Annotated in this window: 24 protein-coding genes; 9 read left to right on the top strand and 15 right to left on the bottom strand. The window is 36.3% G+C overall.

What is annotated here, in order from left to right:
- Window positions 1-17 precede the first annotated feature (17 nt).
- The 6 genes from ilvC to BN3107_RS07230 all read left to right on the top strand — a co-directional run bounded on the left by ilvC (window position 18) and on the right by BN3107_RS07230 (window position 6,643).
- On the top strand, window positions 18-1,049 hold the full coding sequence (gene ilvC, locus BN3107_RS07255) for a ketol-acid reductoisomerase (protein WP_058306943.1): 1,032 nt from the start codon (window positions 18-20) through the stop codon (window positions 1,047-1,049).
- The gene (locus BN3107_RS07250) at window positions 1,036-2,559 is read left to right on the top strand and encodes a 2-isopropylmalate synthase (protein ID WP_058306942.1); all 1,524 of its coding nucleotides are present in this window, start codon (window positions 1,036-1,038) and stop codon (window positions 2,557-2,559) included. The genes ilvC and BN3107_RS07250 overlap by 14 nt, the downstream gene beginning before the upstream one ends.
- A gap of 21 nt (window positions 2,560-2,580) precedes the next feature.
- Window positions 2,581-3,645: a 3-isopropylmalate dehydrogenase gene (gene leuB, locus BN3107_RS07245; RefSeq protein ID WP_058306941.1), complete on the top strand. Its 1,065-nt coding sequence runs from the start codon at window positions 2,581-2,583 to the stop codon at window positions 3,643-3,645.
- A gap of 108 nt (window positions 3,646-3,753) precedes the next feature.
- On the top strand, window positions 3,754-5,172 hold the full coding sequence (gene leuC, locus BN3107_RS07240; RefSeq protein WP_058306940.1) for a 3-isopropylmalate dehydratase large subunit: 1,419 nt from the start codon (window positions 3,754-3,756) through the stop codon (window positions 5,170-5,172).
- A gap of 22 nt (window positions 5,173-5,194) precedes the next feature.
- Window positions 5,195-5,779, top strand: coding sequence for a 3-isopropylmalate dehydratase small subunit (gene leuD, locus BN3107_RS07235; protein WP_058306939.1), 585 nt, complete (start codon window positions 5,195-5,197; stop codon window positions 5,777-5,779).
- A gap of 156 nt (window positions 5,780-5,935) precedes the next feature.
- Window positions 5,936-6,643 (top strand): TraR/DksA C4-type zinc finger protein, encoded by a 708-nt coding sequence (locus tag BN3107_RS07230; protein ID WP_058306938.1) that lies wholly within the window; start codon window positions 5,936-5,938, stop codon window positions 6,641-6,643.
- Window positions 6,644-6,696: 53 nt separating this feature from the next.
- Here BN3107_RS07230 and BN3107_RS07225 read toward each other — a convergent pair whose 3' ends face one another.
- The 9 genes from BN3107_RS07225 to BN3107_RS07185 all read right to left on the bottom strand — a co-directional run bounded on the left by BN3107_RS07225 (window position 6,697) and on the right by BN3107_RS07185 (window position 15,573).
- Window positions 6,697-7,296, bottom strand: a complete 600-nt coding sequence (locus BN3107_RS07225; protein ID WP_058306937.1) for a DUF421 domain-containing protein — start codon at window positions 7,294-7,296, stop codon at window positions 6,697-6,699.
- 61 nt (window positions 7,297-7,357) lie between these two features.
- On the bottom strand, window positions 7,358-8,104 hold the full coding sequence (locus BN3107_RS07220; protein ID WP_058306936.1) for a CPBP family intramembrane glutamic endopeptidase: 747 nt from the start codon (window positions 8,102-8,104) through the stop codon (window positions 7,358-7,360).
- A 736-nt stretch (window positions 8,105-8,840) separates the two neighbouring features.
- Window positions 8,841-9,506 carry a deoxyribose-phosphate aldolase gene (deoC, locus tag BN3107_RS07215; protein ID WP_058306935.1) on the bottom strand — a complete coding sequence of 222 codons (666 nt, stop codon included), beginning with the start codon at window positions 9,504-9,506 and terminating at the stop codon, window positions 8,841-8,843.
- Window positions 9,507-9,518: 12 nt separating this feature from the next.
- Window positions 9,519-9,923: a cytidine deaminase gene (locus tag BN3107_RS07210; RefSeq protein WP_058306934.1), complete on the bottom strand. Its 405-nt coding sequence runs from the start codon at window positions 9,921-9,923 to the stop codon at window positions 9,519-9,521.
- A gap of 14 nt (window positions 9,924-9,937) precedes the next feature.
- Window positions 9,938-10,756 carry a purine-nucleoside phosphorylase gene (locus BN3107_RS07205; protein ID WP_058306933.1) on the bottom strand — a complete coding sequence of 273 codons (819 nt, stop codon included), beginning with the start codon at window positions 10,754-10,756 and terminating at the stop codon, window positions 9,938-9,940.
- Window positions 10,757-10,766: 10 nt separating this feature from the next.
- A complete protein-coding gene (deoB, locus tag BN3107_RS07200) occupies window positions 10,767-11,948 on the bottom strand; it encodes a phosphopentomutase (RefSeq protein WP_058306932.1) in 1,182 nt (393 codons plus the stop codon).
- A 204-nt stretch (window positions 11,949-12,152) separates the two neighbouring features.
- Entirely contained in the window at window positions 12,153-13,454 is a 1,302-nt protein-coding gene (locus tag BN3107_RS07195) for a pyrimidine-nucleoside phosphorylase (RefSeq protein WP_058306931.1), read from the bottom strand.
- A gap of 33 nt (window positions 13,455-13,487) precedes the next feature.
- Window positions 13,488-14,684 carry a NupC/NupG family nucleoside CNT transporter gene (locus BN3107_RS07190; protein ID WP_058306930.1) on the bottom strand — a complete coding sequence of 399 codons (1,197 nt, stop codon included), beginning with the start codon at window positions 14,682-14,684 and terminating at the stop codon, window positions 13,488-13,490.
- Between the two features lie 163 nt (window positions 14,685-14,847).
- Window positions 14,848-15,573 (bottom strand): GntR family transcriptional regulator, encoded by a 726-nt coding sequence (locus tag BN3107_RS07185; protein WP_058306929.1) that lies wholly within the window; start codon window positions 15,571-15,573, stop codon window positions 14,848-14,850.
- Window positions 15,574-15,783: 210 nt separating this feature from the next.
- On the opposite strand from BN3107_RS07185, the gene htpG reads away from it, so the two are divergent.
- The 3 genes from htpG (at window position 15,784) to BN3107_RS19990 (ending at window position 19,975) form a co-directional block, all read left to right on the top strand.
- Window positions 15,784-17,664, top strand: a complete 1,881-nt coding sequence (gene htpG / locus BN3107_RS07180; protein WP_058306928.1) for a molecular chaperone HtpG — start codon at window positions 15,784-15,786, stop codon at window positions 17,662-17,664.
- Between the two features lie 172 nt (window positions 17,665-17,836).
- The gene (locus tag BN3107_RS07175; RefSeq protein ID WP_058306927.1) at window positions 17,837-19,777 is read left to right on the top strand and encodes an aconitate hydratase; all 1,941 of its coding nucleotides are present in this window, start codon (window positions 17,837-17,839) and stop codon (window positions 19,775-19,777) included.
- A gap of 21 nt (window positions 19,778-19,798) precedes the next feature.
- A complete protein-coding gene (locus tag BN3107_RS19990) occupies window positions 19,799-19,975 on the top strand; it encodes a hypothetical protein (RefSeq protein WP_187371003.1) in 177 nt (58 codons plus the stop codon).
- Between the two features lie 716 nt (window positions 19,976-20,691).
- On the opposite strand, the gene BN3107_RS07170 is transcribed toward BN3107_RS19990, so the two are convergent.
- From BN3107_RS07170 to BN3107_RS07145, 6 genes are all read right to left on the bottom strand, one after another.
- The gene (locus tag BN3107_RS07170) at window positions 20,692-21,735 is read right to left on the bottom strand and encodes a lactonase family protein (protein ID WP_058306926.1); all 1,044 of its coding nucleotides are present in this window, start codon (window positions 21,733-21,735) and stop codon (window positions 20,692-20,694) included.
- A 268-nt stretch (window positions 21,736-22,003) separates the two neighbouring features.
- On the bottom strand, window positions 22,004-22,261 hold the full coding sequence (locus tag BN3107_RS07165; RefSeq protein ID WP_058306925.1) for a hypothetical protein: 258 nt from the start codon (window positions 22,259-22,261) through the stop codon (window positions 22,004-22,006).
- 112 nt (window positions 22,262-22,373) lie between these two features.
- Window positions 22,374-22,907 (bottom strand): RNA polymerase sigma factor, encoded by a 534-nt coding sequence (locus BN3107_RS07160; protein ID WP_058306924.1) that lies wholly within the window; start codon window positions 22,905-22,907, stop codon window positions 22,374-22,376.
- 22 nt (window positions 22,908-22,929) lie between these two features.
- A complete protein-coding gene (locus BN3107_RS07155) occupies window positions 22,930-24,933 on the bottom strand; it encodes an ABC transporter permease (RefSeq protein WP_058306923.1) in 2,004 nt (667 codons plus the stop codon).
- Window positions 24,908-25,807 (bottom strand): ABC transporter ATP-binding protein, encoded by a 900-nt coding sequence (locus BN3107_RS07150; protein ID WP_058306922.1) that lies wholly within the window; start codon window positions 25,805-25,807, stop codon window positions 24,908-24,910. Before BN3107_RS07150 ends, BN3107_RS07155 begins: the two co-directional genes overlap by 26 nt.
- Window positions 25,773-26,189, bottom strand: coding sequence for a GntR family transcriptional regulator (locus tag BN3107_RS07145; RefSeq protein WP_058306921.1), 417 nt, complete (start codon window positions 26,187-26,189; stop codon window positions 25,773-25,775). The genes BN3107_RS07150 and BN3107_RS07145 overlap by 35 nt, the downstream gene beginning before the upstream one ends.
- Between the last annotated feature and the right edge of the window lie 335 nt (window positions 26,190-26,524).

Genomic DNA, 26,524 nt, shown 5'->3' with positions numbered 1-26,524 from the left:
AGAGGATGTAGTTTTTCATGACTAAAGTACTTTATAACAACAATATTAACGAAGAGGTATTACAATCTAAAAAAATCGCAATTATCGGCTATGGTTCACAAGGTCATGCACACGCATTAAATTTAAAAGAAAGTGGATTTGACGTTGTAGTTGGTCTTCGTAAAGGCCGTTCTTGGGATAAAGCAGTTGAAGATGGTGTTGAAGTAAAATCTGTTGCAGATGCATCTAAAGAAGCAGATGTAATTATGATTCTTCTTCCAGATGAGTACCAACCATCAATCTATAAAGAAGCAATTGAACCGAACCTAGAAGCAGGAAACGCATTAGTATTTGCTCATGGCTTCAATATTCATTTCAACCAAATTGTACCTCCAGCAGACGTTGATGTGTTCTTAGTAGCACCTAAAGGTCCTGGTCATTTAGTACGTAGAACATATGAAGAAGGTGCTGGTGTACCTGCTCTTTATGGTATTTTCCAAAATGCAACTGGTAGCGCAGTTGATGTTGCCCTAGCATATGCTAAAGGAATCGGAGCTGGTCGTGCTGGAATTCTTGAAACTACTTTCCAAGAAGAAACAGAAACAGACTTGTTCGGTGAGCAAGCGGTACTTTGTGGTGGTACTTCTGCATTAGTTAAAGCAGGATTTGAAACACTAGTAGAAGCTGGTTACCAACCAGAAGTTGCTTATTTCGAATGTCTACACGAATTAAAACTAATCGTTGATTTACTATATGAAGGTGGACTAGAAGGTATGCGCCATTCTATCTCTGACACTGCTGAGTGGGGTGACTTTGTTTCTGGACCACGTGTTGTTGATCAAGATACGAAAGCACGCATGAAAGACGTTCTTACAGATATTCAAACAGGTAAATTCGCTCAAGGATGGATCCTTGAAAACCAAGCAAATCGTCCTCGTTACACTGCAACTAAAAAAGCAGAGAGCGAACACCAAATTGAAAAGGTAGGGAGAGAGCTACGTGAATTAATGCCATTTGTTAAGCAAAAGGCGATTAATAAAAAGGAAGTGGTCTCTAATGACTCAAATTAAGATTTTTGATACGACACTAAGAGATGGTGAACAATCACCAGGTGTCAATCTAAATCAGCTAGAAAAGTTAGAGCTTGCTAAACAATTAGAACGCTTTGGGATAGATGTGATGGAAGCAGGATTTCCTGCTTCCTCCCAAGGTGATTTTGATGCAGTCAAAAAAATTGCTGAAACTGTCAAAAATGTATCGGTAACTGGTCTTGCTCGTGCGGTAAAGTCAGATATTGATGCATGTAGAGACGCATTAAAAAATGCTACTAATCCAAGACTTCACGTTTTTATCGCTACCTCCCCTATTCATATGGAATATAAACTAAAGAAAACTCCTGAAGAAGTGATCGATACTGCTGTAGAAATGGTTACTTACGGTAAACAGTTCTTTGACCATGTAGAATGGTCTGCAGAAGATGCTTCTCGTACAGACTTAGCGTTTTTAGCAAAAATCATTGAAAAAGTGATTGATGCTGGAGCGACAGTAATTAATTTGCCAGATACTGTCGGTTACACGATGCCTCGTGAATATGGAGCAATGTTTAAATATATCAAAGAAAATGTGCCAAACATAGATAAAGCTGACCTTTCCTGTCACTGTCATGATGACTTAGGAATGGCATTGGCTAATTCCTTCGCAGCTATTGAAAATGGTGCCACTCAAGTAGAAGGTACGATTAATGGTATTGGTGAACGTGCAGGCAATGCTTCATTAGAAGAGTTTGCAGTAGCCTTGAAGATTCGCAATGATTATTATCCTTATCATACTAATTTAGTATTAAATGAAATTAAACGAACAAGTGACATGGTTGGCAAATTTACCGGTATGACTGTTCCTGGTAACAAAGCGGTTGTCGGACGCAATGCTTTTGCACATGAATCAGGTATCCATCAAGATGGTGTGTTAAAAAATGCTGAAACGTATGAAATTATCACTCCTGAACTTGTTGGGGTGCATTCGAACAACCTAGTCTTAGGTAAACATTCTGGTCGACATGCTTTTACCGATAAAATTAAGCAGCTTGGTTATGAGCTTCCCGAAAACAAGCTAAAAGAAGCTTTTAAAGCGTTTAAATTGCTTACAGATCGTAAAAAAGAAGTTACCGATGATGATTTGTTTGCGATCCTTACCGACATCCAAACAGATACTTCGAATGTGAAACGTTATAAACTAGAACATTTCCAGGTACAATATGGTTCAAATGATCAACCTAGTGCAACTGTATCCTTATCTACGCCAAGTGATCAAACAGTTGAAGAAACAAGCACAGGGTCAGGTAGCGTTGAAGCACTGTATAATACATTAGATCAAATTATTACAGAGGAAACACACCTAACAGACTTTCAATTAAATTCAATTGGTCAAGGTCGTGATGCTCTAGCTGAGGTCCATGTCAGTCTAACGGTAGATGACAAAACAGTCAGTGGACGTGGTTCTGCACAAGATGTTTTAGAAGCTGCAGTTCAGGCATATTTGAATGGTGTAAATCGTGCCATTTATCAAAAGAAAGCAAACTAAGCTCGTTTGGAGGTTTTGTAATTGAGCAATAAAATCGTACTGCTTCCGGGTGATGGTATTGGAGCTGAAGTAATTTACGCTGCCAAAGATGTCCTTGAAGCTGTCAGTAAAAAATTTAATACAACTTTTGAATTCTCTTCATACGATATTGGTGGAGTTGCCATTGATAATCACGGCACTCCCCTGCCAGATGAAACCGTTAATGCTTGTAAAAATGCGGATGCCGTTTTGTTAGGAGCTGTTGGTGGTCCAAAATGGGACAATAATCCTTCTGACCTAAGACCAGAACGTGGTTTATTAGGTATTCGTAAAGCGTTAGATTTATATGCTAATTTGCGTCCTGTAAAAGGATTTGCTAAGTTATTACACGCATCTCCTTTGAAAGAAGAAATTATCCAAGGCAGTGACCTTCTCATCGTTCGTGAATTAACTGGTGGTTTATATTTTGGCCAACCAAGTGAGCGATTGGACAATGGCAATGCTGTTGTAGATACATTATCTTATACCAAAAGGGAAATGGAACGTATTATTGATAAAGCATTTCAAAGTGCACAATTACGTAATAAGCATTTAACTTCTGTTGATAAAGCGAACGTGTTAGAATCTAGTAAATTATGGCGAGAAATTGTTGAAGAGAAGAAACAAGATTATCCTGATGTAACGGTGGAACATGTCTTGGTGGATGCTGCAGCTATGAAGCTGATCACGAATCCAACTCAATTTGATGTTATTGTTACAGAAAACATGTTTGGTGATATTCTAAGTGATGAGGCTTCTGTCTTAACCGGATCACTAGGAATGCTCCCTTCTGCCAGTTTAGCTGAAGATGGTGTCGGTCTTTATGAACCAGCACATGGTTCTGCACCAGATATTGCTGGTAAAGGCATTGCTAACCCGATTGCGATGATCCAGTCAGCTGCTATGATGCTTCGCTATTCTTTTGATAAGAATGAAGAAGCACAAGCAATTGAAGATGCTGTTGAGAAAGTTTTAAATCAAAATTATCATACAGCCGATTTAAAAAACGACAACGGAACTTTAGTCAATACAACAGAAATGACACAACTAATTGTAGATGCAATATGAGTTCGTGATATAAAAATGAGTCTTTTGAAAAACTTCGGCGCCACCATTTCAATTTAATTGGTCGCCGATGTTTTTCTACCCACAACAACAGGTAAGGAGTGAAAAACGATGAGAAAACCAAAAACAATTGTTGAAAAAATTTGGGAAAAGCACATGGTACATCAAGAAGCAGGTAAACCCGATTTATTATATATTGATTTGCATTTAGTTCATGAGGTTACCTCCCCTCAAGCTTTTGAAGGGTTAAGAATGAACAACAGAAAAGTACGTCAACCTGAACGTACTTTTGCTACGATGGATCATAATGTACCGACCATCCATCGTAATGTCATCAAAGATGAAGTATCCAAAACACAAATGGAAACATTAAAAGCAAACTGTGATGAGTTTGGTGTACCTTTAGCAGACATCCATCATCCAGATCAAGGAATTGTACATGTTATTGGGCCAGAATTGGGCTTAACACAACCAGGTAAAACAATCGTTTGTGGTGACAGTCACACCTCAACACATGGTGCATTTGGTGCTTTAGCATTTGGTATTGGTACAAGTGAAGTGGAACATGTACTAGCGACACAAACGATTTGGCAGCAAAAACCTAAGACCTTAAATGTCAAAGTGAATGGCAAATTAGGTACAGGTGTAACTGCAAAAGATTTAATTTTAGCGATTATCGGAAAATATGGTGTTAAATTCGGAACTGGATATGTACTTGAATATACTGGTGAAGCCATCCGTGATTTATCGATGGAAGGTCGTATGACAATTTGTAATATGTCAATTGAAGCAGGGGCTCGTGCCGGTCTAATTAGTCCAGACGATACCACTGTAGAATTCTTAAGAGGAAAACGACATGTTCCAGATGGTGAAGCATTTGATAAGCTTGCTGAAGAATGGAAGGATCTTGCTACCGATGAAGGTGCTGTCTATGATGAGCAAGTAGAAATAGATGCAAATGAAATCGAGCCACAAGTAACATGGGGAACAAATCCTGGTATGTGTATTCCAGTAAGCGCAAATGTCCCTACTCCAGAAGATGTACAAACGGATAATGATAAAGACGAAATTAAACGTGCATTGGAATATATGGGTCTTGAGGGCGGCGAACCAATATCTTCTGTAGCAATTGAGCACGTCTTTATTGGTTCTTGTACGAACTCTCGCTTAGCCGACTTACGTAAAGCATCAGAGATAATAAAAGGCCAGAAAGTCAATCCAAGTGTTACAGCAATTGTTGTGCCTGGTTCTCATAGTGTAAAAACACAGGCAGAAAAAGAAGGTATTGATGTAATCTTTAAAGAAGCTGGATTTGAATGGCGTGACGCTGGATGCAGTATGTGTCTTGCAATGAACGATGACGTTGTACCTGAAGGTGAACGCTGTGCCTCTACTTCTAACCGTAATTTTGAAGGCCGTCAAGGTACTGGCGCTCGTACACACCTAGTAAGTCCTGAAATGGCTGCAGCAGCTGCGATTAAAGGGCACTTTGTAGATGTAAGACATTTAGGTGTAGCAACACCAAGTTAATTGATAAAGGGGGTAACTACTAATGGAACCAATTCGTAAACATGAAGGGCTTGTCTTTCCATTAAATCGAGCAAATGTGGATACAGACCAAATCATTCCTAAACAATTTCTGAAACGAATTTCTCGTCAAGGTTTTGGACAGTTCGTTTTTTACAATTGGCGTTTTGATTCAAAAGGCGAATTACGTCAAGACTTTTCATTAAATCAACCAAAATATGAAGGAACTTCTATCTTAGTAGCTGGTGAAAACTTTGGCTGTGGATCATCCCGTGAACACGCACCATGGGCATTACAGGATTATGGTTTCCGAGTTATTATTGCGCCAAGCTATGCGGATATCTTTTACAACAACTGTACAAAGAACGGTATTCTTCCTGTTAAATTAACAGAGGAACAAGTACAGACTTTAATCAAAAATGCTGAAGCAGATCAATATAATCTGACCGTTGATTTAGAAGAGAAAAAAGTCTATGACAATCAAGGTTTTGAGGCATCTTTTGACTTAGATGCTTATAAACGGGAAATGTTGTTAAACGGTTGGGATGAAATTGCTGTTACATTAACACACGAAGAGAAAATTACTCAATTCGAAAAAGCAAGAGGCTAAACTAAAACTGACTTTCTTTTCTAAAGGAAGTCAGTTTTCTTTATGTAACCTCATTTTCCCCTCTTCTACTCCAAATTATTCTTTCTAGAATTTCCAAAAACATCTTTAGTTAAAATGACATTTTCGGTGATACTAAACGTGTAAGGAGGTGCAGTAATGATTGAACAAAGACAACTGCAACAATGTAGAAATGAACTCCTTTCACGAAAAAAATCTATCATGAAGCATGTGGAAGACCATTTTGGTGTAGGACTAGCGTTGAATAAAGAATCGACGTCCGAGTTATCGAATTATGATAACCATCCAGGAGACACAGGTACAGAATTATTTGAACGAGAAAAAGATATTGCTTTAAATGACCATGCAGAACAGGAATTAAAAGATATAGACACTGCTTTACAAGCCATCGACCAAGGCACCTATGATAAATGTGAAGAATGTGGTGCAGAGATTCCTACAGAAAGACTTCTGTCAATGCCGACTACAAGACGATGTATACAGCACGCGGAACATCATCTAGCAAAAACACGCCCAGTTGAAGAAAATGTTATTCATTCCAGTATTAATGAAATGGAATCAGAAGTTGATGAAGAAGAATCAACCATATTTGATGCGGAAGATTCCTGGCAAAGAGTTGAAAAATACGGATCTTCCGATGGCCCATCAGATTTTTATGATTCCGAAAAAGATTATGATGACATGTTTTTTAACTCAGATGAATTGGTCGGCAGTGTAGAAGAATTAGAAGGTTTCTTACTATCTGACATCAATGGTAAATTTATTGGCGTTAATGAAAAACATGAACGATATGAAGATTATTTGGATGAGAATGATATCGGATCTATTCTATATACTGAGAGATAAAACAAATGAGATGGGATATCTTCTGTGATAGTCCCATCTCTTATACAAAACCTCTACTTTAAATGATCAAATGGTGGATTTTGATGACCTTTGTTTGCAACTTCTGCAAAGAGGTTATCATTTTGTTGTTTATTTACTTCTTCTATCTTATTTTGCAATTGTTGCAATTGACTAGTAATTAAGTTCAAATCCTGTTTTGTTATAGGTTGTGCCTCTTCTCTTAAAATAAAACCTAATTGTCCATTTGGTTCTAATGTTGCCCATTCTACATCACTTATTTTATTAACATTTTTCTGCCTTAACAACATTTCTAATAAATCAACTGTTATTCGATACTTCTTTAAATTCTTCTCGACAACTTGACCATTTTCAATTAAGATCGTTGCTTTACCGGTTATAATACTCTCAACTGTATCCAATTTTAGCTGAGCATACTCCATAATTATTAACGTGATAACTAATATGCCACTTACACCAAAAGTTACCCAAATATTTTCACCAGCAACTGGCTGAATAAGTAATGACCCAATTCCTATCATTAAAACCGTTTGTGCTAAAGACATTTGAGATATCGATTTTCTTCCTGCTAAGCGAAGGAGCATTGTACCTATAAGTATAATTAAAACAGCTTTCCAAACCCAATCTAACTCCATACAACCCCTCCCTACCGTATTGATAGGTTGGCTTGTCCAGAATAAAATTATACATGTAACATTATATAAGGTCTATCATAGCTAACATGCCAGTAATAGCATACATATTCCAAAGTATATGTAGTATAATTGGGACCACTAATGACTTGGTGACTCGATATAACAGAACAAATATTGCTCCCATAATTGCTGCAGACAAGAAATGTCCCGGATGGAGAGCACCAAAGATAACAGACGATACAATCAAGCCAATCCAGAAATGATATTTCACATCTAAAAACTTATGAACTAGTCCTCTGAACATTATTTCTTCTTTAATCGGTGTAATAACTGTAAAGGCGACGTAAAGCAATAAAATATTAAACCAATGATCCGAAACTCCTTCTAAACCAAAGGTATCTACCTGACTTGTACCATCTTCCCATTTTAATACATTCAGTACGAGAAATTGACTTATGTAATTGATGATAAACGCTGCAATTAAGAATAAATATGTACTTACTTTTTTTAATGGTGCAAACGAAAAGGCGGTCTTTAGAAACTGACGAACCTTCTTAAATAGCAACAATGCTAAGACAAATCCGATCGCATCTAAAATCAACATATAATGACTTTGCATAAATAGATTTGTATAATAACCATCAGTTCCTCGATCTAAGATCACAGCAAGTATGCCTATCATTAATCCCATTACAATAACAATAACTAAATAGGAGGCAAATAAGCCGATTACTCCACCCCACCCTACTTTTCGATTGTCTTCTGCTGTATCTTGATCCTCATTATGAACAACCTCTTCTTCGTACATATAACTCTCCCCTTTTTTCATCATACCTATCATATATAAGTTAAAATTATCATAAAAGTTTCAGGTAACTGGAAACATTTGCATATTTACTATCAACTTTGATGTGTATATTATCAACTTCTTATTCTACTGGCAACTTTTTAAAATTACTATCATAAGTGACTATTAAGAAAAACCGTGGAAAGCCCACCCGGTCCTTTTAATAGTAATTTTGAAATGGATAATAGATGTAAAACCCGCTACGGCTTGCCCACTTCGCTTTCCAAGGGGCGTGTCTTCAGCTAACTGTTGTAAAGAAGTTCACTTCACAACAGTGGATCTTCAGATCACGCTGATCCCTTAGGAGTCGAAGTGGCCGCCTGCGCTAAATGATCCACTACAATGGGAGTAAGTAGTGTAATGGCGAGTTTTTTTTTTATATTATTGTTCATAAACCTCAACAAGTTAGCTGTTACAAACATTGTAGAACCACTTTATAGCGAAGGCCGTCCGCTTTCACTCCTGTGGCATCTGTTTTCCCTGAAGATCCACTTTTTTGAGCGGTTTGTGCTCGAAAAAGTTAGCTGAAGGGAAAACGCCACGGAAAGGGAAGGGGACAGCCGTAGCGGTGGATTCCTACACACTACATCTCAAAATGACTACTTTGATAACAAATGCCTTGATACCGTGGATTATATACTTTCCTTGCTTATCAATAAAAAAGGATACAACCTTCCCTCAGGTTGTATCCTTCCCTTTAATAGTCACTATTACTTTCTTCCCCTTTGATGATTGAAACACTTGCACTTGCGCCAATTCTGGATGCACCTGCGTCTACCATTGCTTGTGCGGCTTTTTGATCGCGGACACCGCCTGAAGCTTTAACGCCAATTTCTGGTCCGACTGTTTTACGCATTAATGCGATATCTTCTGTTGTTGCGCCAACGGAAGAGAAGCCTGTTGATGTTTTTACATAATCCGCACCTGCAGCAACTGCTAATTGACATGCTTTTTGTTTTTCTGAATCTGTTAATAAGCATGTTTCAATAATAACTTTTACTAGTGCTTTTCCTTCAGCAGCTTGAACGACTGCTTCAATATCTTTTTGGACAGCTTCATGATTTCCATCTTTTAATGCCCCTACATTTATAACCATATCGACTTCTGTTGCACCTTTTCCAATGGTATATTTGGTTTCAAATGCTTTTACAGCTGATGTGGTAGCACCTAATGGAAAACCAATAACTGTACAAACTGCCACGTCAGTACCTTTTAATAGTTCCGAAGCCAGTGGTACCCATGTCGGATTAACACATACGGAATAAAAACCATGTAATTTAGCTTCATTACAGAGTGTTTCAATTTGCTCCTTAGTTGTATCTGGCTTTAACGCTGTATGATCAATCTTGTTAGTTAATGTCATAATAATTCCTCCTTATTTTTTTGCGTGTGATAGATCGTCTGAGATAAATGCTCCCGGTAACAGCTCACTGACAGTTGTTTCTAGCACATCACCTTGCAAGTTTGTTAATATGACTTTCATGTTGGCGTCACATAATTCTGCAAGTACTTGACGACATGCGCCGCACGGAGATACTGGTCGATCTGTATCTGCCACAACTGCCATCATCTTGAAGTTTTTCGAGCCATTGGCATATGCGTGGAATAGAGCAGTTCTTTCTCCACAATTACACATTGAATAGGCAGCATTTTCGATGTTACAACCGTGAAAAATGTTACCTTGATCATCTAATAGTGCTGCACCTACTTTAAAATGAGAATAAGGCACATAAGCTTTTTCACGTGCTTTTTTTGCTTCTTCGATTAATTGTTGATCCATCTAGGTTCCTCCTCTTATCCAATCTCTTTAATTAATTGTTTAACAAACATTAGAAAGGATTCTCGAACCTTCTCTGTAGTCTCTATCACTTCATCATGTGTTAACGGCTGATCTAGAATCCCTGCTGCCATGTTCGATATACATGATATACCTACACATTGAATACCTGCATGACGGGCAACGGTTACCTCGGGTACGGTTGACATACCAACTGCATCACCGCCGATTGTTTCAAGCATGCGAATTTCAGCTGGTGTTTCATAACTTGGTCCCGTATTCCAAACATAAACACCCTCTTTAAGTGTGATATCTAATTGACTTGCTACTTGTTTGGAAACCTGTTGAAGATTACGATCATATGCTGTTGACATATCTGGAAAACGAACACCGTGATCACTTAGATTTTCCCCAATTAAAGGATTTTGCCCTGTATTATTAATATGATCAGTGATTAGCATTAAATCACCAGGTTCTAAATCACGGTTAATTCCACCAGCAGCGTTTGTGACCAACAACTTACCGACACCTAACTCCTTCATTACTCGCACTGGAAATGTAACGGCCTCTAAACCATATCCTTCATAATAGTGGAAACGTCCTTGCATCGCAATTACCTCTACCCCTTGCAGGTTCCCGATTACTAATTGACCAGCATGTCCCTCAACTGTTGATATAGGGAAACCTGGTATTTCCTCATACTTTATTTTGGTTGGATTCTTTATTTCATCCGCAAGCATTCCTAGACCTGAACCTAGAATTAATCCAACTTTTGGTTTTGTCGTAATTTTAGTTTGGAGATAAGATGTTGCTTCGTTTAGCTGATTCATTGTCATGTCCTCCTGATTATTCAATATCCTTTAGAAAACTCTTCCCGTTTGACGGTAGTGATACACCAAAATTTTCTGCAATGGTTGCACCGATATCTGCAAAGGTTTCTCTTAATTCTAGTTGTTTACCTTTCGTGATCTGGTTATGATGAACCAATAATGGTACATACTCTCTGGTATGATCTGTGCCATGATGGATAGGATCATTTCCATGATCAGCGGTAATGATTAATAGGTCATCTTTCTTCAATTTTTCTAAAACTTCAGGTAGTCGTTTGTCAAAAGTTTCTAATGCTTCCCCATACCCTTGAGGATCACGGCGATGACCATATTTTGCATCAAAGTCAACCAAATTCAAGAAATTAAGCCCATGAAAATCTTTGTCGATGGATTGGATGAATTTTTCCATACCATCGTCGTTATCTTTTGTTCGAATCGATTCCGTTACTCCTTCTCCGTCATATATATCCGCTATTTTCCCTAAGGCAATAACATCAAAATCACCATCAGCAAGATCATTCATTACTGTTCTTCCAAATGGTTTCAAGGCGTAATCGTGTCTGTTTGAGGTACGTTCAAAGGAACCTGGCTCTCCTTTAAATGGACGTGCAATAATGCGACCTACCATATATGTTTCATTTTTGGTTAATTCTCTTGCGATCTCACAAATTTTATATTGCTCTTCAATTGGAATAATTTCTTCATGGGCAGCAATTTGTAAAACAGAGTCAGCAGATGTATATACGATTAAATCTCCACTCTTCATATGCTCCTCACCAAGTTCTTCAATAATAGCTGTTCCTGAGGCAGGTTTATTTCCAATGATTTTACGTCCAGTTTTTTCTTCTAATTGTTGAATTAAATCGTCTGGAAAACCATCTGGGAATGTTTGAAAAGGCTGTTCGATATGTAAGCCCATAATTTCCCAATGACCAGTCATCGTATCTTTACCATTGGAGGCTTCCTGCATTTTTGTATAATGAGCTTTAGGTTTTTCTGCTTTTTCGATCCCTTTAATCTCTCTAATATTGCTCAATCCTAATTCACCGATATTTGGCATATTAAGTCCATTCATATGTTCCGCAATATGACCTAAGGTATCTGCTCCCTCGTCATTAAATTGAGCAGCATCTGGAGCTTCACCAATCCCAACGGAATCCAAGACAACTAAAAAAATGCGTTTAAATGGTTGATTCATATATGTTCTTCCTTTCTATAATGTAATTTTTTATCGTCGATGATCTTTGAAAACTAGACATACAGCTTCTATAATTATTCCCCACATTTAGTCTAACTACCATTTCTTCCGAGAATTTGTCCACAAAAAAGTTAGTTTGCAGTAGGATGTCCAACCTATCCAACTATGTATGTAGCCCTTTTATAAAGTAAAAGGGCTTTGCTCTTAATTAATAATATCATAAATTAAAGGTTGCACTGAAACGTTTTGATCTGTGATGGCATACGCTTGCTGTATTTTTTGTTCTACTTCTTCGACGTTCGTTTGATTGCTATATATTTGGACAATGACGTCTCCTTTATTTACTTCTTCCCCGATTTTTTTCTTTAAAACTACACCTACAGCCAAATCAATAACAGAATCTTTTGTTAACCGTCCTGCACCTAACATACTTGCTGCAGTACCAATTTCATCTGCAATAATTTCACTAACAAATCCTGACTTTTGTGCTTTTACTTCAAAAACGTGCTTCGCTTGTGGTAGTCTTTCTGGTTGATCTACCACAGTAGCATCGCCACCTTGAGATGTAATAAATGTTTTGAATTTCTCGATGGCTTTACCAGAAGAAATGGCTTCTTCTAATTTTTTTCGTGCTTCTTCTAATGAGTCTGCCTTTTTCGCTAAAAGGACCATTTGACTGCCTAATGTTAAACATAATTCATAAAGGTCTTCTGGGCCTTGACCTCGCAGTGTGTCGATTGCCTCTTTTATCTCTAAAGCATTTCCAACTGCAAAGCCTAATGGTTGATTCATATCTGATATAACGGCAATCGTATCCCTTCCAGCTCCATTACCAATATCAACCATTGCTTTTGCTAATTTTTTGGCATCATCTAATTCTTTCATAAATGCCCCCGATCCTGTTTTCACATCTAATACAATCCCATCGGCGCCTGAAGCAATTTTCTTACTCATAATCGAACTAGCAATTAACGGGATAGAGTTTACAGTTGCCGTTACATCACGTAAACCATATAATTTTTTATCTGCAGGAGTTAAGTTTCCACTTTGGCCAATCACAGCTACCTTCTGATCATTTACCAACTGATTGAATTTTTCCGCAGTTAGTTCAACTTGAAAACCTTCAATTGACTCTAATTTATCGATCGTCCCTCCTGTATGTCCTAATCCTCTTCCTGACATTTTTGCAACAGGTACACCTACAGATGCTACAAGTGGTGCAAGGATTAATGTAGTAGTGTCCCCAACACCTCCAGTTGAATGCTTGTCCACTTTAATACCTTCAATATCTGATAAATCTACTTGATCTCCAGATTCAACCATTGCCATTGTTAAATATACTCGTTCTTCTGTTGTCATTTCTTGAAAATATAAAGCCATAGCCATTGCCGACATCTGATAGTCAGGTATTTCTTCTTTTGTATAGCCATTGATCATGTAATTAATTTCATCTTTAGTTAAAGAATAACCATCTCGCTTTTTTGCTATTAAATCAACCATTCTCATTTGTCCGTTCATCCCTTCGAAAAACATATTATTTTAGAAAAACATACCTGCTACAGCTGCACTTAATAAAGAAGCTAACATTCCAGCAGCTACTGCCTTTAATCCCATCTTAGCAATATCTTTACGACGATTCGGAGCAATTCCACCAAGTCCACCTAAAAGTATCGCCATTGAGCTTAAATTAGCAAATCCACATAAAGCAAAGCTTACAATAAGATTCGTTTTAGCTGATAAGTTTTCCATTTCAGGTGAAAATGATGCATAGGCAACAAATTCATTTAACACTAGTTTTTGTCCAATGAAACCACCAGCCATAACTGCTTCAGACCAAGGTACTCCGATTGCAAACGCAACTGGAGCAAATAAATACCCTAAAATCAATTCCAGTGTTATTCCACCGAATATACCTAATATACCATTAATAAGTGCAATCAGTGCAATAAACGCTAGTAACATTGCCCCTACATTTAACGCTAATTTTAAACCATCTGACGCACCTCTCGCAGCTGCGTCAATCACATTTGTTGACTCTGAATCTTTTTCAATCTCTATTTTATCAGTAGTTTCAGACACCTCTGTCTCAGGCATCATTATTTTAGCCATAACTAAACCTGCTGGCGCTGCCATAAAACTTGCTGCTAACAAATATTCTAATGGTACACCTAATAAAGAATAACCGATTAACACAGAACCCGCTACAGATGCTAAGCCTCCAGTCATCACTGCAAATAACTCAGACTGAGTCATTTTAGCCAAAAATGGTCTAACGACTAATGGTGCCTCTGTCTGACCAACAAAGATATTAGCGGCTGCTGACATCGACTCAGACTTGCTTGTTCCTAACAACTTGGATAATCCTCCACCAAGAATCTTAATGATCCATTGCATTATTCCTAAATAATACAATACCGAAATTAACGAGGAGAAGAAAATGATGATTGGTAATATATGAAAAGCGAATATCGTACCAACGTCATCCGCATCTCCTAGAGGACCAAATAAAAAAGCGATCCCTTCATTCGCATAATTAATTACATCTTGTACACGAAGGGTAAACCATTCTAACCCCTCTTTTCCATTTTCCCATTTTAAAACAATAAAAGCAAAAAAGATTTGAATGGCTAATCCACCAAATATCGTTCTGAAATTAATCGCTTTCTTTTTTGTTGAAAATAACAATGCAATGCTTAATACGACAATAACTCCTACTACTCCCCATAAAAAATTCATTCTATTTTCCCCTTTCATTATATTGATTGGACGTCCAACAACTATCCGCAAAAATGAAAACCCTTTCTAATCAGGGTCCGGAATTTATTATATAGGTTAGACGTCCAACAAGTCAATAGCTAAATATTACAAAAGAAAAACCACCCTTGCTAGAGTGGTTTGCTTACAGTATTCTTTTCCGATAAACACTAAAACTCACTTGATCAGAACGGAAAAAGTTCAATGAATATAAAATAGGCTTATCATTCAAATCATAATGAATTTGCTTGAGGATTAACAGTGGTTCGTCTTGTTCTGCTCCTAAAATATCCGATATTTCTTCATGATAACCAATTGTTTTGATATCAGCTTTTGCATAACTAATCGTGATTCCTTTTTTCTCCTGAAGGGAATTTAACATCGATTCCTCATTAAAATCATAATCTTCACCAATAACAGAAGTTGGTATTTTATCTATACAGTATACCAATGGCACCCCATCAGCTGTTCGTACCCGTTTTACTAAATATACACGATCATCATCTGTCAAATTTAATTCCTGTTTATCTTCGCCGACAGCAGCTACATTACCATGATGGATTAATTGTGTGCCAGGCTCTTTGCCTTCTCTTTTAATAAAATCAGTTATACTAAATAATTCTTCTATTCCACCTGAAAAAATCGGCTTTTTATTCACGAATGTGCCAATACCATGCTTACGTATGATCACATGTTCCTCTTCCAATATTCGAAGCGCTTCCCTTAATGTGTTACGAGAAACATTTAATTGCTTTGCGAAATCCATTTCGGATGGCAAACGCTCCCCTGGTTCTAGTTCGCCGTCATTTATTTTTGCTTTTATCTGTTCAATTACATGCAAATATCGTGGTGTTTGATAGTCAAATGCCAATTTTCTTCCCCCTCTAGTCACCCGGACAACAGTCAATATGTATACATGATACCACATCTATCTTATAAAAAATAAGTCCTAACTTCTTAATTTTCTGAAATCTAGTTTCTCTTGACACTTTTCAGAATTTATGATAATTATTATGTGTTAGCACTCTAATAGCAAGAGTGCTAACCTACATATTATACAATTATTAGGAGGACGTAAATAATGGAACAAAAGCAATTCCAAGCTGAATCGAAACGATTACTCGAGATGATGGTTCACTCCATTTATTCACAGAAAGAAATCTTTTTACGCGAACTTATTTCCAATGCTAGTGATGCCATCGATAAAATCTATTATAAAGCATTAACAGATGATAGTATATCTTTCAATAAGGATGATTATTATATCCGCATTGAAGCAAACAAAGAAGACCGTAAGCTAACGGTAAAAGATACAGGTATTGGCATGACGAAAGAGGAATTAGAAGATAACTTAGGAACTATTGCTAAAAGTGGTTCACTCGCCTTTAAAAATGAAGTAGAAATGAAAGATGGTCAAGAAATCATTGGTCAATTTGGTGTTGGCTTCTATTCTTCTTTTATGGTCGCAGATAAAGTAACTGTCTATACTCGCGCCCTTCACAGTGAAGAAGGCTATAAATGGCAGTCAGATGGTGAAGAAGGATACACCATTGAACCTTATAATAAAGAAGATGTTGGTACTGAAATCATTATCCAATTAAAAGAAAATGCGGATGAAGAAAATTACGATGAGTATTTAGAAGAATATAAATTGAAATCTATCATTAAAAAATATTCTGATTTCATTCGTTATCCAATAAAAATGGATGTAACGGAACAACACCCACAAGAAGATAATGAAGAAGAAACAGTGGAAGTAACAGAAGAACAAACAATTAATAGTATGGTACCAATCTGGAGAAAAAATAAACAAGAATTATCGGATGAGGACTACGAAGCATTCTACCAAGAAAAACATTTTGGCTTTGATAAACCTCTGAGCCACCTGCACATTAGTGTTGATGGGATGGTACGATTCCAATCGATTCTATATATACCAGAACAATTACCATTTAATTATTACTCCCAAGATTTTGAGAAAGGCTTAGAGCTTTATTCAAATGGTGTGTTAATTATGGATAAATGTGCTGATCTTTTACCAGATCATTTCAGCTTTGTTCGTGGTATTGTGGACTCTGAAGATCTATCATTGAATATTTCTCGTGAAATTTTACAACAAGACCGTCAAGTAAACCTAATTGCTAAAAATATTGAGAAAAAGGTGAAGAATCACCTGCAAAGCATGCTTAAAAACGATCGTGAAAAATACGAAAAATTCTATGAAGCATTCGGTCGCCAAATTAAATTTGGTGTATACAATGACTTTGGGGCAAATAAAGAGAAATTACAAGACCTACTTCTCTTCTATTCTTCAAGTGAAGAAAAACTTGTATCACTAAAAGAATATGTAGAGCGCATGCCTGAGGATCAAGAACATATTTATTATGCGACAGGAGAATCACATGACCGTATAGAGAAACTGCCACAAACCGAGATGGTTAAAGATAAAGGATATGAAATCCTTTATTTCACCGATGAAGTCGATGAATTTGCAATCAAAATGTTAGTCAAATATGATGATAAAGAATTCAAAAATGTCTCAAGTGGTGATCTTGATTTAGAAGATGAAGAAACCAAAAAAGAAGCAGAAAAACAGAAAGAAGAACATAAAGACCTTTTAACTGAAATGAAAGAAATTCTAGGCAATAAAGTAAAAGACGTCAAACTATCCACGCGATTAAAATCACACCCTGTTTGCTTATCTGCAGAAGGTGATGTATCGATAGAAATGGAGAAAGTCTTGAAGCAAATGCCTGATAATCAAAATATTGAAGCAACGAAAGTATTAGAAATTAATAACAAACACGAGATTTTCAAAGCTCTCATTAGCGCACACGAATCTGACAAAGACAAAGTAAAATTATACACTAATATCTTGTATAACCAAGCTCTTCTTATTGAAGGATTACCAGTTGAAGACCCAGTTGCACTAACGAATGATATGTGTAAAGTAATGGTATAACTCAAAAGCCATTCATGATCGATTACGATTGTGAATGGCTTTTTCTATATATTTTCTTTCCCTGAATATCCTCAGCTATATACTTAATAACGTTTATCACTAATTAAAATGTGTAATATACATAATAAAGCACAATATAAAACCGAAGAATTTTATATTAAGGAGGATGGGTATGAAACTAAATGTTGCACAAAAGTTAATCAAACAGCATCTTATCTCTGGTGAGATGAAAGCTGGTAATGAAATAGCACTAAAAATAGATCAAACATTAACCCAAGATGCGACAGGAACTATGGTTATGTTGGAATTAGAAGCAATGGGAATTGACCGTGTCAAAACAGAAGCTTCTGCTCAATATGTTGATCATAACTTAATCCAGGAAGACTATCGTAATGCGGATGATCACTTATTTTTAAGAAGTGCTGCCCGTAAATTCGGTATTTTTTATAGTCGCCCCGGTAACGGTGTTAGTCACCCAGTCCATATGCAGCAATTAGCAAAACCAGGAAAAACATTGCTAGGCTCTGATAGCCATACCTGTGCGAATGGCTGTATGGGAATGTTAGCTATCGGTGCGGGCGGAATTGATGTTGCAATGGCGATGGCTGGTGAACCTTATCATATAAAAATGCCAAAAGTGATTGGAGTAAAATTAACGGGTACACTACCTGACTGGGTGAGTGCCAAAGATGTTATTCTTGAAATGTTGCGCCGACATGATGTCAAAGGCGGAGTTGGTAAAATAATCGAATATTACGGACCAGGTCTTAAAAACTTATCTGCAATGGATCGTCACGTGATCGCAAATATGGGTGCTGAATTAGGTGCAACCGCTACTGTCTTTCCTTCCGATAAAGAAATTAAACACTTTTTAAAACAACAAGGTCGTGAAGAAGATTGGATCGAATTAACTGCAGATCGTGGTGCTCCATATGACGAAGAAGAACATATCGATTTATCTAAGCTAGAACCACTTATTGCAAAGCCTTCTAGTCCGGGAAATGTAGTACCTGTTAAAGAGATAGCAGGAGAAACCATTTACCAATCGTATATCGGTTCTTCAGCAAATCCAGGGTACCGAGATTTTGCAATTGCTAGTGAAATAGTAAAAGGGAAAGAAATAGCTGCAGGTATTTCCTTTGATATTAACCCTACATCCCGTCAATTGTTAGAACAATTAGTGGAGAACGGTCATATTGCTAATCTTTTATCCGCTGGTGCACGTATGCATCAAGCAGGTTGTAATGGTTGTATCGGAATGGGACAAGCTCCTGCAACTAAACGTAACAGTTTACGAACCACACCAAGAAACTTCCCAGGTCGTTCAGGAACAAAAGAAGACAGTGTATTCTTATGTAGTCCTGAAACAGCTGCAGCATCAGCTTTAACCGGTAAAATCACAGATCCAAGAACATTAGAAATGAAGTATCCAAAAATACAAGAACCAAAAAAATTTAAAACAGAAGGTATGTTAGAAGCACCACCGAGTGAACATACAAGTGATATTGAATTGGAAAAGGGTCCAAATATTACAACAATTCCAGATTTTGAACCAATTGAGAACAACTTTGACTTGCCTGTTCTGTTAAAAATGAGCGATAACATTTCAACTGATGAAATTTTAGCAGGTGGATCACGTGTTTTACCTTACAGAAGTAATATTCAAAAAATAAGTACATTTGCTTTTGAAATAATTGATGAAGACTATTATGAAAAGGCAATGAAGAAACGGGATAGTGGTGGTCATATGCTTCTAGCTAGTTCGAACTATGGTCAAGGATCAAGTCGTGAACATGCTGCACTTGCACCACGTTATTTAGGTTTAAAAGTCGTTCTTGTTAAAGATTTTGCACGTATTCACCTACAAAATTTAATTAACTTTGGGATCTTGCCATTAACGTTTGTAGATGATAGTGACTTCGATCATTTATCACAAGACGACATTTTAGAATTTAGGAATGTCCATCAATCCATTAGGGACGGTCGCACGCTTGAGATACAAGTTAAAGGATCCAATCGTACAATAGAGGCTCAGCACGATTTAACACAACGCCATATTGACATTATTTTAGCAGGCGGAATTATCAATTGGATTAAACAAAAACAAAGCTAATATCAGAAAAGGAGTTCAAAAATGGGATCACAACATATGAGATGTAAGGCTTGCGAAGGAACTGGATTGTTAATGGATGATGAAGAGTGGCGTTACACTTGCTCCATTTGCCACGGAGACGGCTTCATTTCAAGGTACGAATCCAAAGAAAATCACGACTTAATCGATGTAGATATAACTAACAGAACCCTAGAATAAATTCAAATCGGTCAAGCAAAAAAAATATACTAACCATTTCGTTATAAAAATATGTTCAAAAAAATCAGTTCACAAACGAAATATTATACGACATAACTGAGATAACCATTTTGAAATGATATATGTGCATAGAAACCGCTGTGGCTTGCCCACTTCCCTTTCCGTGGGGTTTTCCCTTCAGCTAACTTTTCCAAGCAAAAAACGCCTGGAAAAGTGGATCTTCAGGGTAAACGATCCCACAGGAGTGGAAGTGGCCGCCTCCGCTGGATAAAACTCTACAAATATTGCAAATGCTATCATTTTGGATAGTTAAAAATAAGAACATTTTTTGTTAATTATGATAAGTAATCAAAAGACAAATTCATAGGCGATATGGAATAACGTTAATATGATTATTCTGACTTTAGTTGTAAAGCATTAAAAAGCGCAGGCGTCGGCTTTCACTCCTGCGGGATGTTTTTATCCGAAGATCCACTTTTTAAGCGCCCTTTGCTTAAAAAGTTAGCTGAGGAGAAAAACCCGCGGAAAGGGAAGCCGACAAGCCGAAGCGGTTGTTACGCACTTCTCAAATCTCATAATTACCACAAGAATTATGTCGCATTGTCCTACTTTAAAGATACTTATGTCTTAAATAGTTGATTTTATTGAATCTTAACACCGTGTAGTAGTTTTTTTAGTCCATATTAAAAGGCCACTTTGCGTAAGTGGCCTTTTGTTTATGCGTGTAGGAATTTTAAACATACCGCTTCTGGAGCTTTTACATCTTTCTGGATTAGAGACAATGTACCTTTATCCGGATCACGCTCAAACAAAACTAATGTACCTGACTCCTGGTTAGAGGCAACGATAAATTGTTCGGTTGGATCCAGGACAAAATCACGTGGCCAGTCACCTTCTGTATCCGTCCACTCAATAAATTCTACCGTAAAATCATCTGCTACTCGATAAACAGCGATAGAATTATGTCCGCGATTGCCAGCATAGACAAATTTACCATCAGAAGATAAATGAATGGCACTACCTTGACTATTTTCCTTAAAATCTTCAGGGAGTGTGGTAATATACTGCAATTCTTCAAATGAACCATCCGCTTCATTATATTTTAAAACAATTACTTCGTTACTTAACTCTGTCATCACATAAGCATATTTACCATTTGGATGAAATGCTAAGTGTCTCGGTCCACTACCGGACTTTGTATTCAATACACTGATCTTTTCAAGTTTATCTGCCTCAGGACGATACGTTGTGATCGTATCACTGCCTAAGTCAACCACCACTACAAATTGTTGATCAGGTGTAAAGCCAGCATAATGTAAATGTGGTTTTTCTTGACGTTCATGTGGGCCATTCCCCTCATGCTCTACAGACTTAGCAGCTTGAATAGTACCATCTTGATTAGTTACGTGTGCTTCTACTTGTTTGGTATGATAATTCGCTGTTACAATTAAGCTATTATCGTTTTTTACACTTACATGACATGGCGCAGACCCGTCCGTTGCTTCACTATTCAATTTCTTTAAACTGCCTTCTGAGTCGGTAACTTCAAACGCTGTGATACCACCCTTATCCTCTTCTTTTGAAACGGCGTATACATAACGATTATCGTTACTAATAGTCAAGTAGGTAGGATTATCAAGAGGTGCTGCTACTTCAACATTTTTTAATTTTTTATCCTCTGTATCTAGAATAAAACGGTAAACACCTTGGCTTTCTTTTTTAGTATAAGATCCAATATAACCTATGTATTCTTTCCCCATTCTTTCAAATCCTTTCTCTTTCAATATTTAACTTTTTTAATTATAACAAATTTCAGAAATGAAAGAAAACTTGGCACTAGCCAAGTTTTCCTTTTCATTATATCGTCTTATCTTTTTTCATTTGATAATATGCGTATGCTCCAATACCGATAGAAGCTAACATTGGTAACATTTTAGCTCTTCTTCTCATTTGTATCCCTCCATTTTGTTTTGGGTACATCATTATTCTGTACTTGTTAGCCTGTATTACTCCAAGCTAATCAAGGAATTATTGGAATTTACTCCCTACAAAAAGGAAAAATAAAATAAAGAGCCCAATTGTAAATGGTAAGGCACCTATAAGGCTTAAGCTCATTCCATTATAGCCACCTACAATTTCATTACCGACTAAATAAATGATTACTCCGACAGCACAACTTAAAAACCCCCACCAATAAGGCAATTTTTTTATAATGCTATAAAGGACACCAATCAAAAACAAGCATAAAAAGATCCATGGCAACACAACATATATAATATAACTCATAACAGACATCCTTTAAATAAATTCAGAATCACATCTCTAAAGATAGAATTTTTTAGTGATGATCCTTCATCCATTATATACCTAATTTGCAAAAGAAAAAACCAGAAACATTTTATGCTCCTGGTTTTAATAGACCTACATCATTCTGATTATAACTTTGTTTAATTAACGTTCTTGCTCTAAAAATTCTTGTTTTAACAGCAGAATGTGTAATATTTAATATTCTTGCTATTTCATGATCATCTAATTCGTGTTTGAATTTTAAATCGAAAACACTTTTTAATTTATCATTTTTTTCTATATACTGTTCTAAATCCTCGATTGTAGATGTCCAATTCATTTTTTCTTCAACCTCATTAGTTGAACATATGCTAATTTCTTCTAACAAGGAAGGATCATCAAACATGAAAGATTTTGAACGTTTTTCTTTTCGTAATACATCGATCGCTGTTCTAGAGGTGATTGTTCGTAACCATGCTCCGATTTTATCAATTTTGGTTTCATTTAGATGTTGAAAGATCTTAATCCATGACTCCTGTACAACATCTTCTGCTAACTGTCGATCTTTGACAATCTTTAAGGCCGCATAAAACATCATACTTTGGTACTGATCCACTAATCGCTCATACATATTATCTACGAACATATAGTCACCTCCTCTTCAAAATTTATTTAAAATATTCTAAAACGAATGCAGGTAATTGATTTTCATTAACACGAAAACTTGTGATAAAGTTATTGGTATTAATCTCATATAAGCCAATCTCCCAATCACCTTCTATAGTTTCTTGCGTTTCTTGCTCCCTTAGGGAAAAAATTTGATCTAATTGCTCTCTATCCTCTATCAGCATCAAATTTTCTTCGTCAAATTCATTGGGCCGAGACAAATCATAAAACAACTCTCTATTATTGTCGCTCACCCTGGTTACAGCTGCCATTGCTATATCATCTTTTTCTAAGAAGATTCCACGATTTAATTGCTCTTCTTCCAGTACTTGTTTTAAATGTTCATAATTATTTAAAATAGGTACGTGATAAAACTGTTCTGTTTTTTTCTCAAATTCGATACTGCCTAAATCTTGATGATAATATCCTTGGGTTATCTCCTCGTAAGAAGCCTTCATATAATCTTTTTTCAATGCTTCTATTATTTTAGCCATAGTGTTTTGATTATCTATTTCTTGATTTCCATGAAAACCATATAATGAAATTTTATTAAAGTTACTTATATCATCATATAGCCAGGCAAGGTTAGATCGTTTATAACTATCTGATTCCAATATTGGTTTCAGTAGGTGATCTAGCTCACTCATCGAAGAAATAAAATACCTGCGATTTATTTTTTGCCCATTTTCCAAATAATAAGTGATGAAAATTGTCTGAGAATCTTCGTTGTAATTTCTGTTTTGGGTTTCTTCATAATAATTTTCATCTAGTATGGTTTGATGAAGTGTAATTATTTGATTAATTAATTCTGGATCTGTAATGTTTGCTTTATCGTTCGCGTCTTCATGACTTTGATACGTATTAAAACGAAACTGCTCATCTGTTATAAAAACACTGTCTACATTTTCAGTTTCTGGAATTCTCGTTTCAAAGCCGTAGATATCAAATACAATCGATAAAAGAACCAATAGAGAAACACCAATATAGATTAATAACCCTTTCCATTGATGAAAAATTCGCCATGTTTTTTGAAGCAACATTTCCGCTAATAAGTAACCTATTATAGCTCCAAATAAATAGCCAAAAGACACCCAACCAATAAATTGACCTTGAACAAGTCCGAAATATGTTCCGCCCAATAACATAAAACAGAAAGTAACACCGATTTTAAAAACTGGTTTAAGAATCGTGAAAGCAAGAGCTTGATTAGCTGCTTCAACATTCCTAACCCGGTAAAATACAATGGAGAAAACAATACAAATAAGCGAGATTATCCAATAAAATGAAAAATTATATATATCAAACTCACGATATTGAATTTCAAAAACTTGGATAAAGGGTGATAAATTGGATAAGCTATTTTCCCAAGCATATTCCGGACTAAAACCGATCAACAACATTTCTAGATTATAGTAGATCAACATCGAGATACCTGCCGGGAATAGCAAGAAAATATAACTTAATGCTGCTTGAACTGTTGATATACCTGTTAGAACACCTATTAATACCGAGAAGGCGTAAAATAAAGTATTAATCATAATCGTGAAATATAGCCAGTTCCCAATATCTGCGTGTTGATACATATAATCGACATCCATCGTACCGTAAATGGTTAACAATAACAGGGCAATAAGTACAACTGGTAAAATCACCATCATATAACCTAGTGAAAATTGGTGATAAAACAGCCTTGATCGTGTAATTGGTAAACTATGCATGAAATCTGCCGACCCTTTAACTTGCATATACCGAAAACTAAAAATTCCTGCTAATACTGGTGCAGTCACCATTAATAAACCTTGAATTTCACCATTAAAATACAATAAATGTTGCACATTTTCTTGATAAAAAGTAATTGTTTCTTTGTCATCTCTCGATAGTTCCATTATGATTTGGAGTGGTAATACAAAAATAAGGGCGATAAAATATGCAATCCCTATCCAGCCAGATGTACGAAAACCTTGTTTCCAAATTTCCTTTTTAAAGTAAGATGTTTTCGATGGCATACCCTGCACCCTCCATTTCGTAAATAAAAATTTCTTCCAATGTTAATGGCAACATATCAAAAACAACAGGATCATAATTATTTATGTGACTTTCCACCTTTTGATATTCGCCTCGTACTATACATACGAACACGCTACCTCTTTTTTCTTGGTATAGCATGTCTAAACCTTCAAATAATGAATCATCAACGTCATTTTTGAAAGCTACTTGTACTTTATGGATATCTGCTTTGAGATCATCTAAATCTTTTTCTACTAATAATTCACCGCTATGTAAAATGCCAACTGCATCACAAATATCTTCGACTTCTTCTAAATTATGGGAAGATACCAGCACTGTCATTTCACGATCTGCTACATCTTGTATGATCCAAGACTTTATTTTTCTGCGAATTACCGGGTCTAATCCATCGAATGGCTCATCAAGAATTAGATAATCAGGCATTGCACATAATGCAAGCCAAAAAGCAACCTGACGTTGCATCCCTTTTGAGAATCTTTGAATCTTCTGGGTTATATCCAAATCTAGCAACTTTTGCATTTGCACAAATCGCTCTTGATTCCATTTTGGATAGAGGTTTGCATAAAAGCTTGCCATTTGATTGACTGTGTAATGGGAGAAAAAGAACAGGGAATCAGGAATGAAAATTAATCGTTCTTTCAGTTCAACATTTTCGAAAACGGGTTTACGTTCTATTTCTACCGTACCGCTATTTTGTTTGATAATCCCAGCAATCGTTTTTAACAACGTCGTTTTGCCTGCTCCATTTGAACCTAATAATCCATAAATAGAGCCTTTTTCAATTTGTAAGCTAACATCTGCTAATACGATATCCTTTTCAAATTTCTTTTTCACGTTCTGAACTTGGATCATTTGTTTCCCCCCCTACTACCGATTGATTTGCTTCTGTAATAAGTGACTGTAATTCTTTTACGGTTACACCTAAAAACAAAGCTTCGGACATTTGCTTTTTTATTTGTTCTTTTACTTTTTTAAGCTCAGCCGCGTTATCCGTTATAAGCATATGATTCACAAAACTCCCCTTCCCTTTTACCGAATATATATATCCTTGGGCCTCTAATTCACGATATGCCTTTTGAATCGTATTAGGGTTAATTGACAACTGTTGGGCAAGCGTTCGAACAGAGGGTAATTTTTCGTCTTGCTTCAGAACGTCATTGATGATCAATTGCTTTAATTTTTCAACTAACTGTTCATAAATAGGCTTTCTACTGCGTAAATCAAGTTCAAACATAACACCCTCCCTTTCCACTGTATGATCTGTATTAATTGTATTAACTGTATTAATATATTTAGTACAGTTATATTATATGCTATATCTTAAAAAATGCAAGCATTATTTTAATTATTTAAAAGAAGGAAAATACGCCATAACTCTAGTTGTTAATTATGAAATGATTAGTGTGCGTAAAAACCGCTTCGGCTTGTCCACTTCCCTTTCCATGGGCTTTTTCCTTCAGCTAACTTTTCCAAGCAAAAACCGCATGAAAAAGTGGATCTTCAGAAAAAAGAATCCCATTGGAGTGGAAGTGACCGCCTACGCTTAGTGGGACTCAACAACTATTGCAA

Origin of the sequence: Gracilibacillus massiliensis (assembly GCF_001458115.1) — a bacterium.
Lineage (GTDB): Bacteria > Bacillota > Bacilli > Bacillales > Amphibacillaceae > Gracilibacillus > Gracilibacillus massiliensis.
The sequence above is the reverse complement of the archived record's forward strand: the minus strand, read 5'-3'. Positions and strand labels throughout refer to the sequence as shown.

Bases quoted from the DNA above. Each gene is read 5' to 3' on its own strand.
- ilvC (WP_058306943.1), top strand. From the start codon at position 18: ATGACTAAAGTACTTTATAACAACAATATTAACGAAGAGGTATTACAA.
- BN3107_RS07250 (WP_058306942.1), top strand. From the start codon at position 1,036: ATGACTCAAATTAAGATTTTTGATACGACACTAAGAGATGGTGAACAA.
- leuC (WP_058306940.1), top strand. From the start codon at position 3,754: ATGAGAAAACCAAAAACAATTGTTGAAAAAATTTGGGAAAAGCACATG.
- leuD (WP_058306939.1), top strand. From the start codon at position 5,195: ATGGAACCAATTCGTAAACATGAAGGGCTTGTCTTTCCATTAAATCGA.
- BN3107_RS07230 (WP_058306938.1), top strand. From the start codon at position 5,936: ATGATTGAACAAAGACAACTGCAACAATGTAGAAATGAACTCCTTTCA.
- BN3107_RS07225 (WP_058306937.1), bottom strand. From the start codon at position 7,296: ATGGAGTTAGATTGGGTTTGGAAAGCTGTTTTAATTATACTTATAGGT.
- BN3107_RS07220 (WP_058306936.1), bottom strand. From the start codon at position 8,104: ATGTACGAAGAAGAGGTTGTTCATAATGAGGATCAAGATACAGCAGAA.
- deoC (WP_058306935.1), bottom strand. From the start codon at position 9,506: ATGACATTAACTAACAAGATTGATCATACAGCGTTAAAGCCAGATACA.
- BN3107_RS07210 (WP_058306934.1), bottom strand. From the start codon at position 9,923: ATGGATCAACAATTAATCGAAGAAGCAAAAAAAGCACGTGAAAAAGCT.
- BN3107_RS07205 (WP_058306933.1), bottom strand. From the start codon at position 10,756: ATGACAATGAATCAGCTAAACGAAGCAACATCTTATCTCCAAACTAAA.
- deoB (WP_058306932.1), bottom strand. From the start codon at position 11,948: ATGAATCAACCATTTAAACGCATTTTTTTAGTTGTCTTGGATTCCGTT.
- BN3107_RS07195 (WP_058306931.1), bottom strand. From the start codon at position 13,454: ATGAGAATGGTTGATTTAATAGCAAAAAAGCGAGATGGTTATTCTTTA.
- BN3107_RS07190 (WP_058306930.1), bottom strand. From the start codon at position 14,684: ATGAATTTTTTATGGGGAGTAGTAGGAGTTATTGTCGTATTAAGCATT.
- htpG (WP_058306928.1), top strand. From the start codon at position 15,784: ATGGAACAAAAGCAATTCCAAGCTGAATCGAAACGATTACTCGAGATG.
- BN3107_RS07175 (WP_058306927.1), top strand. From the start codon at position 17,837: ATGAAACTAAATGTTGCACAAAAGTTAATCAAACAGCATCTTATCTCT.
- BN3107_RS19990 (WP_187371003.1), top strand. From the start codon at position 19,799: ATGGGATCACAACATATGAGATGTAAGGCTTGCGAAGGAACTGGATTG.
- BN3107_RS07170 (WP_058306926.1), bottom strand. From the start codon at position 21,735: ATGGGGAAAGAATACATAGGTTATATTGGATCTTATACTAAAAAAGAA.
- BN3107_RS07165 (WP_058306925.1), bottom strand. From the start codon at position 22,261: ATGAGTTATATTATATATGTTGTGTTGCCATGGATCTTTTTATGCTTG.
- BN3107_RS07160 (WP_058306924.1), bottom strand. From the start codon at position 22,907: ATGTTCGTAGATAATATGTATGAGCGATTAGTGGATCAGTACCAAAGT.
- BN3107_RS07155 (WP_058306923.1), bottom strand. From the start codon at position 24,933: ATGCCATCGAAAACATCTTACTTTAAAAAGGAAATTTGGAAACAAGGT.
- BN3107_RS07150 (WP_058306922.1), bottom strand. From the start codon at position 25,807: ATGATCCAAGTTCAGAACGTGAAAAAGAAATTTGAAAAGGATATCGTA.
- BN3107_RS07145 (WP_058306921.1), bottom strand. From the start codon at position 26,189: ATGTTTGAACTTGATTTACGCAGTAGAAAGCCTATTTATGAACAGTTA.